The following is a 15,992-nucleotide window of genomic DNA, read 5'->3' as shown; positions in this document are numbered from 1 at the left end:
CGCTCTGGTTAGCGGTAGCTCTACCTTCGCTTGATGAGTCGGGAGAACTCTCCGAGGAACACAGACTCCCTAAAGTGTCATATAAGATTATATTTTAACCTCACTTTTCGTGGTAGGATACTCGACCGAGCACCTACATATGTAATCTAAGCTTCTTTTTCCGATATCAGCCGTTGCTAAGTTAGTTTCTGCTGGTAATATATTATATAAATAGTATTTGTCCCAATACTAACAGTATTTTTAAATAGGATAAGATTACAGTTTGCAAAGAGGCATCCAAAATGTTAGAAGACGGACTATCGTACCCAATGCAAGGCGACAGTTGGATAGCACAGATGTTGATCGGCGGCGTACTGCTGGTGTTCTTTTTCCTGTTGATACCGGTGTTCGCGTTCAACGGCTATTTGCTTCGTGTGATCGGAACGACCGTCGACGGTGAATCCGAGCCACCTGCATGGGACGACTGGGGCGAGCTCATCATCGACGGAATCAAGTTCAGTATCGTCGGTCTCGTGTACTCTATCGTACCCATAGTCGCCATCTTCGGTATCGGCAGCGTCCTCCTCGGACTGGGTGGCGCTGCTGGCGAATCTGGCGGCGGAATCATCGCCGGCTTCGGACTCATGACAATCCTCCTTCTGATTCCGGTGATGTTCCTTGTTTACTACATTGTCCCGGCAGCGCTTGCCAATATGGCGGTCGAAGGCAGCCTCGGCGCTGCGTTCGACTTCTCGCTGCTGAAAAATGTCGTCCTCACGAGCGACTACTTCATCGCAGTCCTGATGCCGATTGTCGTCGGCATCATCACGAACCTCATTAGCAATATTCTGGCGGTTACTGTCATCGGGCTCGTCCTCGTTCCGTTCGTCACCTACTACGGGCAGGTCGCCGTCTTCCGCATGTTCGGAACGGCATTCGCCAGCCAGACGAACAAAAACGCAAAGCAGGTAACAGGCCCGACCACGTCAGCCTAACCCAGCAGTTCTTACGCGGCCGACTATTTTTTCGAGATACGTGACATTGAGTGGTAGAGCCAACCCGGACTCCGAGTTCGCCTTCGAGCTATCTGTCTGTCAGTGGGCTGAGCGCGAGTGGTCGCCGTCCAACGACGCAGCAGTGCTGGTCGCCAGACAGTTCGGGACGAAACACCGCCGGTGGGACACGATTGTACTGGAGTGCGATCCCGATGGACTCCGCGAGCGAGCGAAATTCGGGGCAGAGTCGTTCGATTCAGACCACCTACACGTTCTGCAGAACGCGCCGGCCGACTGGACGTACTACCGCGACGCACTCCCTGATCCGGGCTATCCGTGGCGATATGTCCGGGAGTCGATTCACGAGGCAGCCGACCGTGATGCCATCGAGACCCGCAAGCGTGGCAATCGGATCGAAATCCGTCAGGTGCGTCCCTATCCGGACTGGTTCCGGCGGGTCATCGCCATCGAGAACAAGCCCGATCTGACGGCCAGCGCCGCCAGAAATCTCGTCCCGCAGTTACAGCGGGACATCGCGCTGTCGCTGGCCGACGAGGTGTGGGTCGCGACGGCGACGACTGACGAGCGCGTGGAACCGATCCTGCTGGCGGACCTGCCAGCAGCCGCCGGTGTGTTGACGGTGGACCCAGAACCCGGCACGGCTGAGACGGCCTGGCAACCGCGGTCGCTGTCGGTCGACGAGCCCGGAACACGCATTCTGGACCGGCCAGACGACGACACCAGCGCGGCGCGGTTCGAGTACGTGGACACCGACTGGAAGCACGAGCGGCGTCTCGCCATCGCCGAACGGGCGTACGCTCGTGGGTGGCGCGGCTATGCGGACACAGTGCGCCCTGATTGCAGGCACTTCCAGCTCAGTACCGACGAGACTGGCGTGTACCCCCACTGTGCGGCGAAAGACTGTCTGCCGACAGCGGCGGAGTGTCGGGGACAGTGCCCGTCCTACGAGCCGGAACCACCGACGTGGCGGTCGATGGACTGGCCGCTCGACGGCGGACCGGGCAAGGCGATAAAACGGCTGTTAGCGCGGCGGCGACGACGACAGCGGCCGGGACTTTCGGAGTAACCGACCGACACCGCGGTCCGGATTCACTTCTCGGACAGTTCGATATCCAGTTCGTCCCGCGGCACGGCTAGTCGAAACGTCGGGACAGTCTTCTCGACTGTCTCCACGATTCCCTTGTCTGCGAGGCTGCGAAGCGCGGAGCGAACGTCGTCGGTGTCGCGGTCCTCGCCGACCTCGCGGAGTGCGTGTAACACGGCGACGACGCTCTGGCTCTCCTCGTCCGGCCCGGCGATCACGTCGACGATAGCCTGCTGGAGCGGGGTGACCGTCACCGTCTGTATTCGTTCGGAGTCCTCCCCGTCGATGAGGGTCGTCGCTTCCGGCGTCGCACAGATGAGACTGTTGTCGTTGCGGTAGTAATGCTCCTTGAGTTCAGATTCGAGGTACTGGTGGACCTCGCTCCCGCTGTCCATGTCCCAGCGCTCCTGTAGCTCGCCGTTTTTCGTCGGCTGGAGTTCGACGATGTCGGCAAGCCGTTCGCGGGCCTCTTCCGAGAGAGTCATGGCCCGTCGGTACGACGACCACGTATTTCGGTGTTCTGAATCCGGGTAAGGCTCACTCGTGTCTGAGTGCGTCGATTGGGTCGACCCGAGCCGCCCGCCACGCCGGGTAGAGCCCGGCGACGACGCCGACCAGCACGCCGACACCGACAGCCAGCGCCATCCACAGCGGCGCAAGCGAGAACGTCACTTCGGCGTACCGGGTCGCCCCGTAGCCGACGAGCAGTCCGAGCGGCACGCCGAGCAGCGAGCCGATGGTTCCAAGCAGTGCGGCCTCGACGAGGAACACCTGCATCACGTCGCGGTTGCGCGCGCCGACGGCTTTCATGATGCCGATTTCGCGGGTCCGCTCGGTGACGCTGACGAGCATCACGTTGGCGATGCCGATCGCGCCAACGACGAGCGCGATGACGGCGATGCCGGTGACAAAGCGCGTGATTCGCTCGATGACGTCGCTGATCTCCTCGACAAAGTCGTTCCCGGACCGGGCGATAAGTTCCGTGTCGTCGGCCGACAGCGACCGTGCGTCGGACTCACCGGAGAGGTACGTCTGAATCGCCGACTGCGTCTCCGGGATCTCCCGCGGGTCGACGACGAGGGTCACCTGCGGGTATGCCCGCTGTCGCACGCCCGCCGATGGGCTCTCGACGACGGACTCGTAGAAAGGATCGATGGGGACGTACACCCGCGGCTGGCGGGCGAACTCACTGACCGGGACTTCCCCGCGCGTCCCGTTGACGACACCGACGACAGTGACGTTCCGCTCGCTCCCGTCCGGCATCGTCATCGTGAGCCGCTCGCCGGCCGTGAGGTTCTCGGAGAACGACCCGGCCATACGCTCGTTGACGACGACGGCTTCCTCGTCAGTCTCGAAGGAGCGCCCCTCGACGAGGACCCCTGGCGTGAAACTAGCCGGCCGCGTCGCTGTGACCTGCTGTCTGGCGAGTGTCTGGTTCCCGTGTCGTACTGACTGCGTCTGGACGATACCACGCGGGAGCACTGCCTCTACTCCCGCGATTCCCTCCAACTGCTGAATGTCATGCTCGGTAAACACCGGCTGGAGGGTCCGGTCGAAGTCGTCATCGCCGGACGGGGTGCCGAACACGTAGATGTTGCCCGCGTTCGATGTCTCGATGTCGCCGACGATTTCGGCCTCGACGCTGGCCCCGAACGTGGCGAAGGTGATGACCGACGCGATGCCGATGACGACGCCAACAACTGTCAGCGCCGACCGGAGCTTGTGCGCTCTGATAGACCGGAGTGTGATACGCACGCTCTCGCCGGTGTCCATCAGTGCTCGCCCCCGGAGACGTCCTCGATAGACTGAATGTGGCCGTCTTCGACGTGGACGATGCGCTCCGCCCGCTCGGCGACGTGGCGTTCGTGGGTCACCAGCAGGAACGTGTTGCCCGCCGCATGGAGGTCGTCGAACAGGTCGAGTATCTGTGCGCCGGTGTCCGTGTCGACGTTGCCGGTGGGCTCGTCGGCGAGAATCAACGCCGGGTCGGTCGACAGCGCACGGGCGATGGCGACCCGCTGGCGCTGGCCGCCGCTGAGTTCAGAGGGGACGTGGTCGGTTCGGTCGCCGAGTCCGACTTCAGAGAGGAGCGACACCGCCCGCTCGCGGCGACGATTGCGGTCCCAACCGTCGAAGACCAGCGGCAGGGCGACGTTCTCAACCGCGGAGAGTCGCGGCATGAGATTGAACGTCTGGAAGACGAACCCGACCTCTGTCCCGCGAATGTCGGCCCGCTCGGCCTCGCTGGCCGCCGAAACGTCCTGTCCGTTGACCACGACCTGCCCCGACGACGGCGTGTCCAGCCCGCCGATGAGGTTCAACAGCGTGCTCTTCCCGGAGCCGCTCGGTCCCATCACCGCCGTGTACGACCCCGCCGACAGGTCCAGACTCACGTCGTCCAGCGCCGTCACCGTCCCGCCGAGGTCGTACTGCTTGCTGACGCCGTCGACGCGGACAGTCGTGTTCGCTGACTCGCTCACGGCCACGCGTACGGACTGGACGGCAATGAGGGGTTCGCCCTCTGTCATAGTAGTCCGCGCTGTGACAGGAGCAACCCACTTACCATTCCAGTCCTAAGCCCGGACAATGACAGCCGATACCGGACGGAAACTGGCTATCGTTGCGGTGTTCGTCACCATTGGACTACTGGCCGCTGGGGCGGTCGCCGGCATGTCCGGCCTCAGCGAGATGGGGCAGCCGTCCGGCGACGACGTGCTTGAGCAAACCGAGCAGCGCTACGACGCGGCCGAAACAATGACCGGAACGGCGACGGTGACCGTCGCGAACGACTCGGAATCGAAGACTTCGACGGTGGAGTACGCCGCCGCTGAACCGAACAAAACGTGGGCCGCAGTCACGAGTGAAAACCGGTCCTACGAGATGGGGACGAACGGGACCGTCGTCTGGGCGGTCGGCGAGAACCAGTCGTATGCCCGCGAACTGACCGAGGAGTCCGTGGCGATGAACGACACCACCGACCCGGTTCCCAAGGAGAACGTCACTGCGACGCTCCGGGGGACTGAGGAGGTCAACGGCGAATCGACGTACGTTCTCGACCTCGAACCGACCAACGAGAGTATCGACGCGCCGAACACGACGCTGTGGGTCGATACCGAGGACTACCGCGTCCACAAGATGACCACTGACGATGGGACGAACCGGACGGAACTCACCGTCGAGGAGACGAACTTCAACGTCAGTATCGACGACAGCCAGTTCGCCCCACCGGCTGACCGAGTCGCCGTCACGACCGTCGAGACGTACGACTCATACGACGCAGCCCAGTCCGCGACCGACCTAGACCTGCCGGAGTACGAGAACGGGACTTTCGAGGAGGCACGGTACATTAGTCGGCCCGAGAGCACGGCTGTCGCTCAGCAATACGATGCTGATGGCGAGAACGTAACGGTCCTGACCGCGACCGGCGCATCGAGCTATCTGGACGATGCGGAGAACGGAACGGCAGTGCAGGTGAACGGCCAGAACGCGACCGCAATCGAGCGCGACGACAGGGCTGTCGTCTACTGGACCGAGGACGATGTCACGACTGGCGTGGTCGTCGAGGGAACGACCGACGAGGCCGTCGCTGTCGCTGAAGAACTGTAGCGACGCCCGCCAACTGTCTGTATTCTATAGGTCTTCCAGCGTTGACTTGATCGACGCCCAGTGGCTCCCTTTCCAGAAGTGTTGCCCGCAGTCTGTACAGCGCCAGACCCGCTCGTCACTGGCACTCGGTGCGTACTCCGGCGTCGGTTCTACCGGGTTGACCTCCTCGACCGGGCCGTTGCAGACGCCACAGTAGCCCGGCTCCGAAGCGAGCGAGAGTTGGAAGCCGGCGTCAGCGAGTTCCCGCAGCTGATCGTCAACCTCCCGCTCGGTAAGGAGCACGCTCTCGGCTGCGCGGGCGGCGAGGTCGCTGTCCCGAGTTATCACCAGCCGGTCCTCACGTTCCGCTATCGCGAGGAGGTCGTCGTCAGCCTCGGCGTCCCGGTCCAGCGCGTAGGCCGTGTCGTAGCCACACATCCGAAGATAGGTGGCGAGCTTGCCGAGCATCGCATCGAGCACGAGCCGGTCGCTGGGGGTGTCGTCAGGCATCGAAGAACTCTCGAAGGCCCTCGGCGTCGCGGGTGTTCAGAACGTCGCCCGTTTCGGCCCAGCCTCGCCGCGCCGTGTGGACGCCGTAGCGCAGGAGGTCGAAGTTACCCGGACTGTGGGCGTCCGTGTTGATGGCGATTGTCGCCCCGGCCTCGATGGCCTGCTTGACCGCGCCACCGCCAAGATCTAGGCGGGCGGGGTTGGCGTTTATTTCCAGCGCCGTGTCATTGTCGGCAGCGACAGACGCGAGCCGCTCCACATCCACGTCCAGCCCCTCACGACGGTTGAGATACCGGCCTGTCGGATGCCCGATGACGTTCACGTCGGGGTGTTGTGCGGCCGCGACGAGGCGATCCGTTCCGTCCCCGTCCAGCGCGGCGTGGGGTGAAGCGACCACCACGTCCAGTTCCCCCAGCAGGTCATCGGCAACGGAGAGACTGCCGTCCGCTGCGATGTTCGCTTCAACGCCCGTGAATACGTCGATGTCAGCGCCCGCCCCAACGGATTCGACCTCGCCGAGCTGCTCACGGAGCTTCTCGTCCGGGACACCGACTCCACCGACCATCCCCGGCCCGGTTGCGTGGTCCGTGACGGCGAGGTAATCGTGACCGAAGTCCGCGGCACCCTCAACCATCTCCGTGATACTGTTGCCGCCGTCCGACCAGTTCGTGTGGGTGTGGAGGTCACCACGGACCTCGCCCTCGGTGAGGAGGTCCGGGAGTGCCCCGTCCGCGGCAGCCTCGACTTCGCCGCGGTTCTCTCGAAGTTCCGGCGGGACCCAGTCCATGCCTAGGGCGTCGTACACCGCTTCCTCGGTTTCGCTGGCCACCAGTTCGCCAGCCCGCTGGTCATCGTCTTCGACGCCCTCGACATCAAAGACGCCGTACTCGTTGACTTTCAGGTCCTGCTCGATAGCGCGGTTTCGGACCGCCACGTTGTGGTCCTTGCTCCCGGTGAAATACTGTAGCGCTGCGCCGAACTCCGATGGGTCGACGATCCGAAGATCGACCCGAACGTCGTCAGCGTAGGCGCTGGCTTTTGTGTCACCGGACTCGATAATCCGGTCGAGGCCGTCCCAGTCGGCGAACCGCTCGACGACGGCATCGGGGTCAGTGGTCCCCACGAGCACGTCTACGTCGCCGATGGTCGGTCGCCAGCGGCGAATCGAGCCGCCGAGCGCGCACTCGGTCACGGCGTCACCGGCGGCCATGTAACTCCGAATCCGGTCACCGTACGGTCGGGCCTCGCCGAGCAGCGACCGCTCGTGGGCCTCACGGGCGAAGTCGATGTTGTCGAGGATGTTCTGCTCTGTTTTCGCGCCGAAGCCCGAGACCGCCTGTATCTCGCCGGCCTCGGCGGCGGCTTCCAGTTCATCAAGAGTGGTGATGCCCAGCGCCTCGTACAGCGAGCCGACGGATTTCGGCCCAACCCCCTCGACCGCTGTGAGTGCGTCCATCTCGACGGGAAGCTCCTCGCGGAGTTCGGTCAGCTCCTCGATTTCGCCGGTCTCGACGTATTCGACCACCTTCGAAGAAATGGCGTCGCCGACGGCGTCTATTTCACCGACGCTGTCCTCGCCCTCGGCGGCCAGTCCCTCGATTGCGCCGGGGAAGTCCCTGATGTTCTCGGCCGCCCGGCGGTAGGCCCGGGGCTTGTACTCGACGCCTTTCGCGTCCAGCAGGTCAGCGAACTCTTCGAGCAGTGTTGCGATTTCGTCGTTCCGGCTCATGTTAGTAGCTCCGCCCGGCACGACCCGTGCCGGAGTCCGCGTCCTCATGTCCCAGCGCTTTCTGGAGGAACTGCATCCAGCGCTTCCTGTCGGCCGTCTCCTGGGCCTGTGCTTCCTGTTCGATGTTCGCCGCACCGAGCTGTTCGAGGGCGTTCAGCGCCCGGTCGATGCCGATGATAGCCGTGGCAAGCTCCTCGCCGCGTTCGTAGCTCACTTCGTTGTCCTCGATCCGTTGCTTGCGCTGGAGGCGCTCGCGCCGCAGGTTCTTCTTAGCTTGTTCGACGCGCTCGCGCTCGCCTCGTGGAATCGTCTCCCGACGCTTGATCTCGAAGACGAACGACTGGAGTTCGATCTCCTCGCCCTGAATGGTGATCTCGTCGGGGATGTCAGCACCGACGGTCGCGCTGTCGCGTTCGATGCGCTCTAGCAACTGTTTGCGCTCGAACTCTTTCACTACCGGATGTTAGACCGGGGTGCCCTTACCCGCTTCGCCCATCGGCCACTAAGGCTTGCGCGGCGGTGCCTGTTTTTGCTCTACCCACGTGTGCCCGTTCAGCCTCCGTGTTTCAGGGAGACTCAGTGAGCGGTCCCGACTGAAATAAACTAAGTCGGCGATATCTTTTTCATTGTCTCTGTCGTTCTCATCGTACGAGAGTAATACTGCCCCCCTCGTTTATTACATGACTCTAACGTTCGAACCGCTTGACGACCGTCCTGGGCTCGCGGTCATTGACCAGATCGAGCGCCAGCGCTACCGGATACACACGCCGACCCCAATCGCCCTCAGAGAGGCGGAGACCGACGTGTTTCAGTATCCCGTCGGGGACGCTGTCCGGATACGGACGCGCGCTATCGAACTACCGACAGTGGTCATGGTGTACGTCCGTGACGACGACGGCGCGATAGCCGCCGAGGTCGCGCAGTTCGAGTCTGAGACGCTGCCGGCGGATGATTACGTACTGGACCCGCTGACGCAGATCAAGACGTACATGCGGGTCGAGGACACCAAAGTCGAGGTCACCGTCGACTCGGACCGGACCCGAATCGAGTTCGACGCTCCGACGGACCTGCTCATCGGCGCTCGCTCCCAGCACGACCGCCCGGCGGCCACGGTCACGACGACCGAGCAACCGGCGGACGTCATGGCCGCGGTCGAGACCTTCGGGTCGGCGCTCAAGGCCCACGACCCAGAGCGCTCCTATCCGACGCTCCGCGGCCACCCGCCGGCGCTTGAAATCGGTGATACGCTGGACATCCCAGCGGATATCGACAGTCCGGATACCGGTGTCACGCTCGAACTCCCGCCCGATCTCGCGTCTATCTTCGTCGCCGCGCCGCTTTCGTACTACCTCGGTGCCTCACTTGCTCCCGCATCTGAGCCACGGCTCACGACCGACACAGGATTTACGTATTCACTCGACACCGCACAAGGCTTCGAATCCGAGGTCGGACGGACGCTCAAACGGCTGTTCTTCCTCGATTGTGTCACACGCACTGAGGGGTTCCACAAGATCGACTTGCACGAGCGTTCGGCCATCGAGCCCTACGTCGATCTCGACTTCGAATCACTGTATCAGCGGCCGCTGGCGGAGCAGGTCGCCACCTATTTGCAGGTCCCGTACGACGTTATCGAGGACCACATTCCGAAGTGGCGGCTGACGACACATATCGACCCGGAGCCGGCGAACGCGGAACAGCTCCCGTATGTCGTCGACGATCTGGCTATCGTCCGAACGCATCAGCAACAGCGGCTGAATCAGGCAAGCGTGCCGGCGGAGGCCGAGGCTGAATTCACCCGCGACGATGTCATCACCCGCGCCGCGAGTTCCGAAACTGACACTCCCACAGCCGAGACGGACTACGTCGAGCCACAGGCCGAGAACTCACTCGAACAGGCTTGGATCGGGGACAGCATCCCCATCGGTGCGAGCAAGCTGACCAAAGCAGCGTTCGAACACCGACTTGACCGCGATACGAACGCCGAGGACATCACGATTCGCGTCGTCCAGAACGACGCCCGGATGGACGAGGAACGGCAGGTCGTCGATGACGTGTACGGTACCCGCGACGATCTGCCGTTCGATGTCACGGTCCACGACGACTTGACGACGGCGGAACTCAGAACGGTCCTCACGACCGACGCGGAATTCTTCCACTACATCGGCCACACCGAACACGACGGTTTCGTCTGCTCCGATGGCAAGCTCGACGTGACGACGGTCGACTCGGTCGGCATCGACACGTTCCTGCTAAACGCCTGCAACTCGTACAATCAGGGCTTGGCGCTCGTCGAGAAGGGTGCAATCGCCGGCATCGTCACGCTCAACGAAGTCCTGAACGACGGCGCGGTTCGCATTGGGGAGACGGTTGCCCGGCTGTTGAACTGTGGCTTCCCGCTTCGCGCGGCGCTTACTATCGCACGCGGTGAGAGCGTACTTGGTGGGCAGTACATTGTTGTGGGTGACGGTGGTGTGACGGTTGCACAAACAAAAAATGGGACACCAAATTTGCTGGATATCTCTGCTACTGCAGCGGGATATAATGTAGAAATGATAGCATATTCAATGGACAACAAAGGCTTAGGAGCAATCATATTTCCGTTTTTCGAGGACTGTCAAGAGTATTTTTTATCCCCAGGATCGATTGGAAAGTTCACCATCTCTAGCTCAGAATTGTCTGAGTTCCTTCAGATGCAACAAGTTCCAGTCAGGACTGACGAGAACCTCTATTGGAGTAATTCGATGGAACTCGAGGATATCAGCTGATTTCTGGGAAGAATAACTTGTCGTGAGCTATTAGATCTGCTATTGCTATACTCTACGGTCCAATGTATATATTGTTGTTAGCTGCTGCAGTCCCTGCCTGTGACAGTAGCATCAGGAGGGTGAACAGTGCGCCGGCCATTTTCGGGTGCTCTGCGAGGTATTCGCGCATGGTGGTATCTGACATGATACAACTTCGATGATGGCAGGCAGATAATTAAATTTATTTGAAAAGTACCTACATATTATATATTGTATTAAGCATAGAATTAACAGTTAAATCCGGAAACTAATATGCACAAGGCCAAGAGCACGAGTTTAGAAGGAAAAATCACACAGGGATTGTGCGTGCAGACGCGGAGAAATTACCGATACCCCCCATCAGTAGCGTTTAGTATGCAGGTATGTAATTGATAATCAGGGTTTAGTATTGATGTGTAACTGGAAATCAGAAGACAATTATTCAGGATATATACGTCCTGCTGGCTCGCTTCAGGGGTCGGACGCAGGGGGGTCGATGCATGCAACAATCGCGACTACTTGCTGGAATCGATGATTGCTGGCGGCTCTTTTTGCATATTAGTTTCCGGATTTAACTGTTNGAGACATACACCGCTTCTCCGGACTGAATCAGTGGACCGACGCGACGAGATGCGGACAGAGGTCCCGATTCCGCTGGCGAAAGTCGAGCAGTCTCAGGAGTGTACGGTGTTGCACGTCGACGACGATCCACAGGTTGGTGAGCTAGTCGAGGTGTACCTCGAACGCATCAACGACGACTTCGATGTCGTGACGAAGACCAGCGCCGTCGCCGCGCTTGATTTCCTCCGGACCGAGCAGGTCGACTGTATCGTCAGCGACTACGATATGCCAAACACTGACGGACTGGAGTTTCTGGAACTCGTCCGCGAGCAGTACCAGGACATCCCGTTCATTCTGTTCACTGGCAAGGGCAGTGAGGAGATCGCGAGCGAGGCGATCGCATCGGGCGTCACGGACTATATGCAAAAGGGGGGTAGATCAGATACGTACGACGTTCTCGCCAATCGCATCGAGAACGCCGTTGAGCAACATCGCACCGAGCAACGGTTCTGGAACGCCCTCTCGTGGTATCAACGGCTCGTCGAACAGGAGCTCGCGGGCGTCTGTATCATTCAGGACGGGGCGTTCGTCTACGTGAACCAGAAGCTGGCGGACATTTTCGACTATGACCAGAGTGATCTCATCGACGAATCACCGGCCCTTCTCACGGCGGAGGGCGACGGCGACAGACTTCCCGAATCACTCCGAGGAGCGGACTCAGACGAGCTCGAAACGTTCCATTCGGAGTTTGAGGGCCGACAGGCTGACGGCGAAACGCGGACCATCGAGGTGTCCGGCGGGTCGATCGAGTACGACGGCGACCCGGCGTGGATCGGTGTACTTCGAGATGCCGAAAGCAACCCCGACGTTGGCGAGTGAGTCGCTGTTTAGCTGCTGTGCCGCCTTTTGATTCTACTAGCGCAGACATCGCAGTATCGTAGCGGTCTGCCAGTGGCTGTCCCACTGTAAGCACAATCCCTTTCCACCGTCCACTCATATCGTAGTACAATGTCGGAGTGCGATGCCTGTGGAAAGCAGGAGAACATGCCGTACCAGTGTGGGCACTGCGGCGGGACCTACTGCGCGGAACACAGACTGCCCGAGGCCCACGATTGCCCCGGACTCGATAACTGGAGCGATCCGGGTGGCGTGTTCGACAGCGGGTTCGACGAGAGTGTAAACAGTGGCCAGGCCTCCGGGGGCGGCGTCACCGACCGGCTCGGTATCAACACCGGGCCGGGCGGGCCGCTGGCGTACTTTCGGGGGAACGTCACGTACCTGTTCCTGGCCATTATGGGTATCTTCTTTATCCTCGAAAACATCGTCCGCCTTTCCCTCGGACCAGAGGCGTTCAACACGCTGTTTGTCCTCCGCCCGAGCCACCCCGAATACGTCTGGACATGGGTCACGTCGGTGTTCTCACATGACCCCAGCGGGTTCTATCACATCTTCGGGAACGGGATTATCATCTACTTCTTCGGCCGGATCGTCGAGCAGCAGATCGGATCGAAGAAGTTCGCGATCTTCTTCCTCGTCTCCGGCGCACTGGCGGGCCTCGGACAGATCGCAATACAGGCAGTTCAGGGAACGTCCGCCGGTGTCCTCGGAGCCAGCGGCGCGGCGCTGGCGATCATGGCGTTCCTGACGGTCCTGAAACCGGACCTCCGCGTCTACCTGTACTTCCTGATTCCTGTCCCAATTTGGGCAATCACTGGCTTCTACTTCCTGTTGAGCATCTTCGGGTCGCTCAATCCGATGGGGGCCGGCCTGCTCGGCGGAAACATCGCGCATCTCGCCCATCTTATCGGCCTCATCATCGGACTCTGGTACGGCCAGAGAATCAAGGGCCAGACCCGGATGCCCGGCCAGATACAGTTCGGCGGTGGCGGCGGCCCAGGCGGCCCCGGTGGACCGGGCGGTCCGGGCCGGCGTCGTCCATGACGATGCACCCGGCTCGCCCCGAGTTCGTCCCAGACCCGTCGCTCTCGCAGGCTGAGATGGAGGAGTTGCAACGCGACATCGCCCAGGCTGCGCGGTTCGAAGACGACCTGGACTTTTCACCCGAGACAATCGCGCCCGCCGGAGACGCGCCGGACAGCGACCAGACCACGCTGGGTGCTGGCGACGATACGACGGACGCGCCGCTCGTCGCCGGCGTCGACCAGGCGTTCGTCGACGACAAGGCCGTCTCGGCGATTGTCGTGCTACGGAACGGCGAGGTCATCGAGCGGGTCAGCGCCGTCGAACGCACCGAGATTCCGTACATTCCCGGCCTGTTGTCGTTCCGCGAAGGCGGCGCAATCCTGGCCGCGTTTGCGGAGTTGGAGACCGACCCCGACGTGGTACTCGTCGACGGCAGCGGCCGCATCCACTTCCGGGAAGCCGGGCTGGCCACACACATCGGCGTCACGCTGGACGTGCCGGCCGTCGGCGTGGCCAAGAACCTCCTCTGTGGCACGCCGGAACAGTCGCTCGACGAGACGTACCCGGAGGGAACGCGGATTCCGATTGCAGCCGACGACAGCGTCGAGACCTGCCCCGGCGGGACCATCATCGGCCACGCGGTCCAGACACGCCAGTACGACTCACCGAATCGGTATGTCAATCCGCTTATCGTCAGCCCCGGCCATCGCGTCAGCGCAAGCTCCGCGGCGGATATCGTCGAAGCCACTGCAGACGGCTACAAGCTCCCCGAGCCGACCCGGCTGGCCGACAGCTACGCCGACGAGGCGAAGGCGACCGTCGAGTAGCTCGTTCGGATAACCGACAGTATAACTTCCCGGGGTGTGTTCTCCCGGCCAACACATGGCGAAGACGGTGCTGATTACGGGTGCGTCCTCGGGTATCGGACGGGCGAGTGCCGAGGCGTTCCTGGCCGACGACTGGACTGTCTGGGCGACCGCCCGCGAGGAATCGGACATCGAAGACCTCGAAGAGGCGGGCTGTGAAACCGCCGAACTCGATGTGACGAACCCGCGCGAATGCGAGCGTGTTGTCGAGGCGCTCATTGAGTCCGAGGGGCGGCTCGATTGTCTCGTGAACAACGCCGGCTACGCACAGTTTGGTGCGGTCGAGGACGTATCGACGGCGGCGTTACACGAGCAGTTCGACGTGAACCTCTACGGCCCGCACCGACTCATCCGCGAGGCGCTCCCGCACATGCGTGCCCGGGAGAACGGGACCATCGTCAACGTCTCCAGCGTCGCGGGCCGTATCGCGTTCCCGAACCAGGGTGGCTACGCCGCCTCGAAGTTCGCCCTTGAGGGGCTCAGCGACGCGCTCCGGATGGAGGTCGAAGGGTTCGGCATCGACGTGGTACTTGTCGAACCCGGGCCGGTTGAGACTAACTTCGACGACCGCGCCGACGAAGAACTCGACGACCTGGATACGTCCGGCGCGTACGACTGGCTGTATCAGGCCCACGAAGATTCGAATCTCGTCGGGATTCAGGACGCGCTCTCTGTCACACCCGGAACGGTTGCGCTGACTATCCGTGACGCTGCCAACGCCAGCGACCCCGAACCACGGTATCCCGTCGGACAGGGCGCACAGCTACTTCTCATGCTCGACTACCTGCCGGCGCGGTGGCGCGATGCAGCGTTCGGCGTCATCCGAAAGTTGACGAGCTAACCGCCGCCTTCGCCCAGTTCAGTCCAGACAGGCTGCCACAACTGACAGCAACCGTTCGCCACGCACTTCCTCGGCGAACAGCGGCACGCGGCGGACGTCGTGGCCGCGGAACATGTCCTGTGACCGGGCCAGGGCGTCCTGCTGGACTTGCCAGCGTCGCGCACAGAATTCACAGTCGGCGTGGTTCGGGCCGGCGATGTCCACGTCTTCGCCGAGCACCTCGCTCGGGTTCTGCATCACGCGATTGACGACGACGGTACTGACGGGGATGTTGAACTCGCCGAGTTGTGCGAGCAATCGCTCGGATTCGACAACGGACAGTTCCTCGGGCACCATCACGATGCGAAAGTCCGTCTTCCGTGGGTCCTGCAGAATCGACCGCAGGTGCTCGATCCGGTCCGACAGCTCCTGTAAGTCCTCGATACCAGCCTCGGCGTCGACATCCTGATCATCGCCGAACATTCCCGTGAGGTTGTCCATCATCCCCGAAAACCGCTCGCGAAGCTGGAGAATCTTCCCGACCATCGAATCCATCGTCTCGGGGAGTTCCAGCAGACGGAGGGTGTGGCCGGTTGGTGCGGTGTCGATGACGACGCGGTCGAAGCGGTCGTCGTCGACGTAATCCAGCAGGAGCCGGAGCGCCGCGGCCTCGTCAGCTCCGGGCATCGACCCGCCAAGGAGTCCCTCCTCGCCGCCGATGGGGTCCTCGGTCTGGCCTGCGCCTGCTGCGCCGCCCGCGCCACCACCGAACATCCCATCGCCGCCGAGGAGTTCGCCCACACCGCCCAGTGCGTCTTCCTCGACACCGAGGGGCCCCTCGCCGACGGCGGCCTCCGGATCGATCTCTGCGGCGTACAGCGGGATATCCTCGCGGATGCGCGTCGGCGTTGCTGGGATGTCCGCTTCCAGTGTGTCCGACAGCGAGTGGGCAGGGTCCGTGGAGACGACGAGCGTCGCCGTGTCATCGCGCGCAGAGGCCAGCGCGGTGGCCGCCGCACACGTCGTTTTGCCGACCCCGCCTTTCCCGCCGTAGAGGACGTACTCCGCTGCGTCGATTCCTGCGGGTGCATCGATGTCGTCGACTGCCTCGACGTCGAGTTCGCTCATGCCAGAAG

16 protein-coding genes are annotated in these 15,992 nt (G+C 61.9%); 8 read left to right on the top strand and 8 right to left on the bottom strand.

All coding sequences use genetic code 11. The features are described from left to right. The first annotated feature begins 308 nt into the window (after positions 1–308). Positions 309–974 carry a DUF4013 domain-containing protein gene (locus C443_RS06110; RefSeq protein ID WP_311241284.1) on the top strand — a complete coding sequence of 222 codons (666 nt, stop codon included), beginning with the start codon at positions 309–311 and terminating at the stop codon, positions 972–974. A 40-nt stretch (positions 975–1,014) separates the two neighbouring features. Next, entirely contained in the window at positions 1,015–2,061 is a 1,047-nt protein-coding gene (locus C443_RS06105; protein WP_005534733.1) for a DUF5787 family protein, read from the top strand. A gap of 23 nt (positions 2,062–2,084) precedes the next feature. On the opposite strand, the gene C443_RS06100 is transcribed toward C443_RS06105, so the two are convergent. Genes C443_RS06100 through C443_RS06090 form a run of 3 tightly spaced genes read right to left on the bottom strand, consistent with a single transcriptional unit; the run spans position 2,085 to position 4,607 of the window. After that, positions 2,085–2,564 (bottom strand): DUF5797 family protein, encoded by a 480-nt coding sequence (locus C443_RS06100; RefSeq protein ID WP_005534731.1) that lies wholly within the window; start codon positions 2,562–2,564, stop codon positions 2,085–2,087. A gap of 52 nt (positions 2,565–2,616) precedes the next feature. Beyond that, positions 2,617–3,852, bottom strand: coding sequence for an ABC transporter permease (locus C443_RS06095; RefSeq protein WP_005534729.1), 1,236 nt, complete (start codon positions 3,850–3,852; stop codon positions 2,617–2,619). Continuing rightward, positions 3,852–4,607 (bottom strand): ABC transporter ATP-binding protein, encoded by a 756-nt coding sequence (locus tag C443_RS06090; protein WP_005534726.1) that lies wholly within the window; start codon positions 4,605–4,607, stop codon positions 3,852–3,854. Before C443_RS06090 ends, C443_RS06095 begins: the two co-directional genes overlap by 1 nt. 58 nt (positions 4,608–4,665) lie before the next feature. Between C443_RS06090 and C443_RS06085 the strand changes: the two genes are divergently transcribed. Continuing rightward, a complete protein-coding gene (locus tag C443_RS06085) occupies positions 4,666–5,685 on the top strand; it encodes a LolA family protein (RefSeq protein ID WP_005534724.1) in 1,020 nt (339 codons plus the stop codon). A gap of 24 nt (positions 5,686–5,709) precedes the next feature. Here the strand turns inward: C443_RS06085 and C443_RS06080 are convergent, their stop codons facing one another. From C443_RS06080 to C443_RS06070, 3 genes are read right to left on the bottom strand one after another with little or no spacing between them, the layout of a single operon-like run. Further along, positions 5,710–6,174: a Mut7-C RNAse domain-containing protein gene (locus C443_RS06080; protein ID WP_005534721.1), complete on the bottom strand. Its 465-nt coding sequence runs from the start codon at positions 6,172–6,174 to the stop codon at positions 5,710–5,712. Then, positions 6,167–7,903 carry a DNA polymerase/3'-5' exonuclease PolX gene (gene polX, locus C443_RS06075; protein ID WP_005534719.1) on the bottom strand — a complete coding sequence of 579 codons (1,737 nt, stop codon included), beginning with the start codon at positions 7,901–7,903 and terminating at the stop codon, positions 6,167–6,169. Before polX ends, C443_RS06080 begins: the two co-directional genes overlap by 8 nt. 1 nt (position 7,904) lies before the next feature. After that, positions 7,905–8,357, bottom strand: a complete 453-nt coding sequence (locus C443_RS06070) for a DUF5788 family protein (protein ID WP_005534717.1) — start codon at positions 8,355–8,357, stop codon at positions 7,905–7,907. Between the two features lie 226 nt (positions 8,358–8,583). Between C443_RS06070 and C443_RS06065 the strand changes: the two genes are divergently transcribed. Beyond that, positions 8,584–10,668, top strand: coding sequence for a caspase family protein (locus C443_RS06065; RefSeq protein ID WP_005534715.1), 2,085 nt, complete (start codon positions 8,584–8,586; stop codon positions 10,666–10,668). A 52-nt stretch (positions 10,669–10,720) separates the two neighbouring features. Here the strand turns inward: C443_RS06065 and C443_RS22105 are convergent, their stop codons facing one another. Then, a complete protein-coding gene (locus C443_RS22105) occupies positions 10,721–10,852 on the bottom strand; it encodes a DUF7503 family protein (protein WP_011223170.1) in 132 nt (43 codons plus the stop codon). A gap of 446 nt (positions 10,853–11,298) precedes the next feature. Here C443_RS22105 and C443_RS06060 point away from each other — a divergent pair, with 446 nt between their 5' ends. From C443_RS06060 to C443_RS06045, 4 genes are all read left to right on the top strand, one after another. Next, positions 11,299–12,126, top strand: a complete 828-nt coding sequence (locus C443_RS06060; RefSeq protein ID WP_005534713.1) for a response regulator — start codon at positions 11,299–11,301, stop codon at positions 12,124–12,126. A 129-nt stretch (positions 12,127–12,255) separates the two neighbouring features. Beyond that, positions 12,256–13,188: a rhomboid family intramembrane serine protease gene (locus C443_RS06055; protein ID WP_005534712.1), complete on the top strand. Its 933-nt coding sequence runs from the start codon at positions 12,256–12,258 to the stop codon at positions 13,186–13,188. After that, entirely contained in the window at positions 13,185–13,997 is an 813-nt protein-coding gene (locus tag C443_RS06050; RefSeq protein WP_005534711.1) for an endonuclease V, read from the top strand. The genes C443_RS06055 and C443_RS06050 overlap by 4 nt, the downstream gene beginning before the upstream one ends. A gap of 55 nt (positions 13,998–14,052) precedes the next feature. Continuing rightward, the gene (locus C443_RS06045) at positions 14,053–14,877 is read left to right on the top strand and encodes an SDR family oxidoreductase (protein ID WP_005534710.1); all 825 of its coding nucleotides are present in this window, start codon (positions 14,053–14,055) and stop codon (positions 14,875–14,877) included. Between the two features lie 18 nt (positions 14,878–14,895). Here C443_RS06045 and C443_RS06040 read toward each other — a convergent pair whose 3' ends face one another. Further along, positions 14,896–15,984 carry an ArsA family ATPase gene (locus C443_RS06040; RefSeq protein WP_005534709.1) on the bottom strand — a complete coding sequence of 363 codons (1,089 nt, stop codon included), beginning with the start codon at positions 15,982–15,984 and terminating at the stop codon, positions 14,896–14,898. Positions 15,985–15,992: the final 8 nt, after the last annotated feature.

The organism is Haloarcula argentinensis DSM 12282, from assembly GCA_000336895.1.
GTDB lineage: Archaea > Halobacteriota > Halobacteria > Halobacteriales > Haloarculaceae > Haloarcula > Haloarcula argentinensis.
This window is presented reverse-complemented; position numbering and strand designations above follow the sequence as displayed.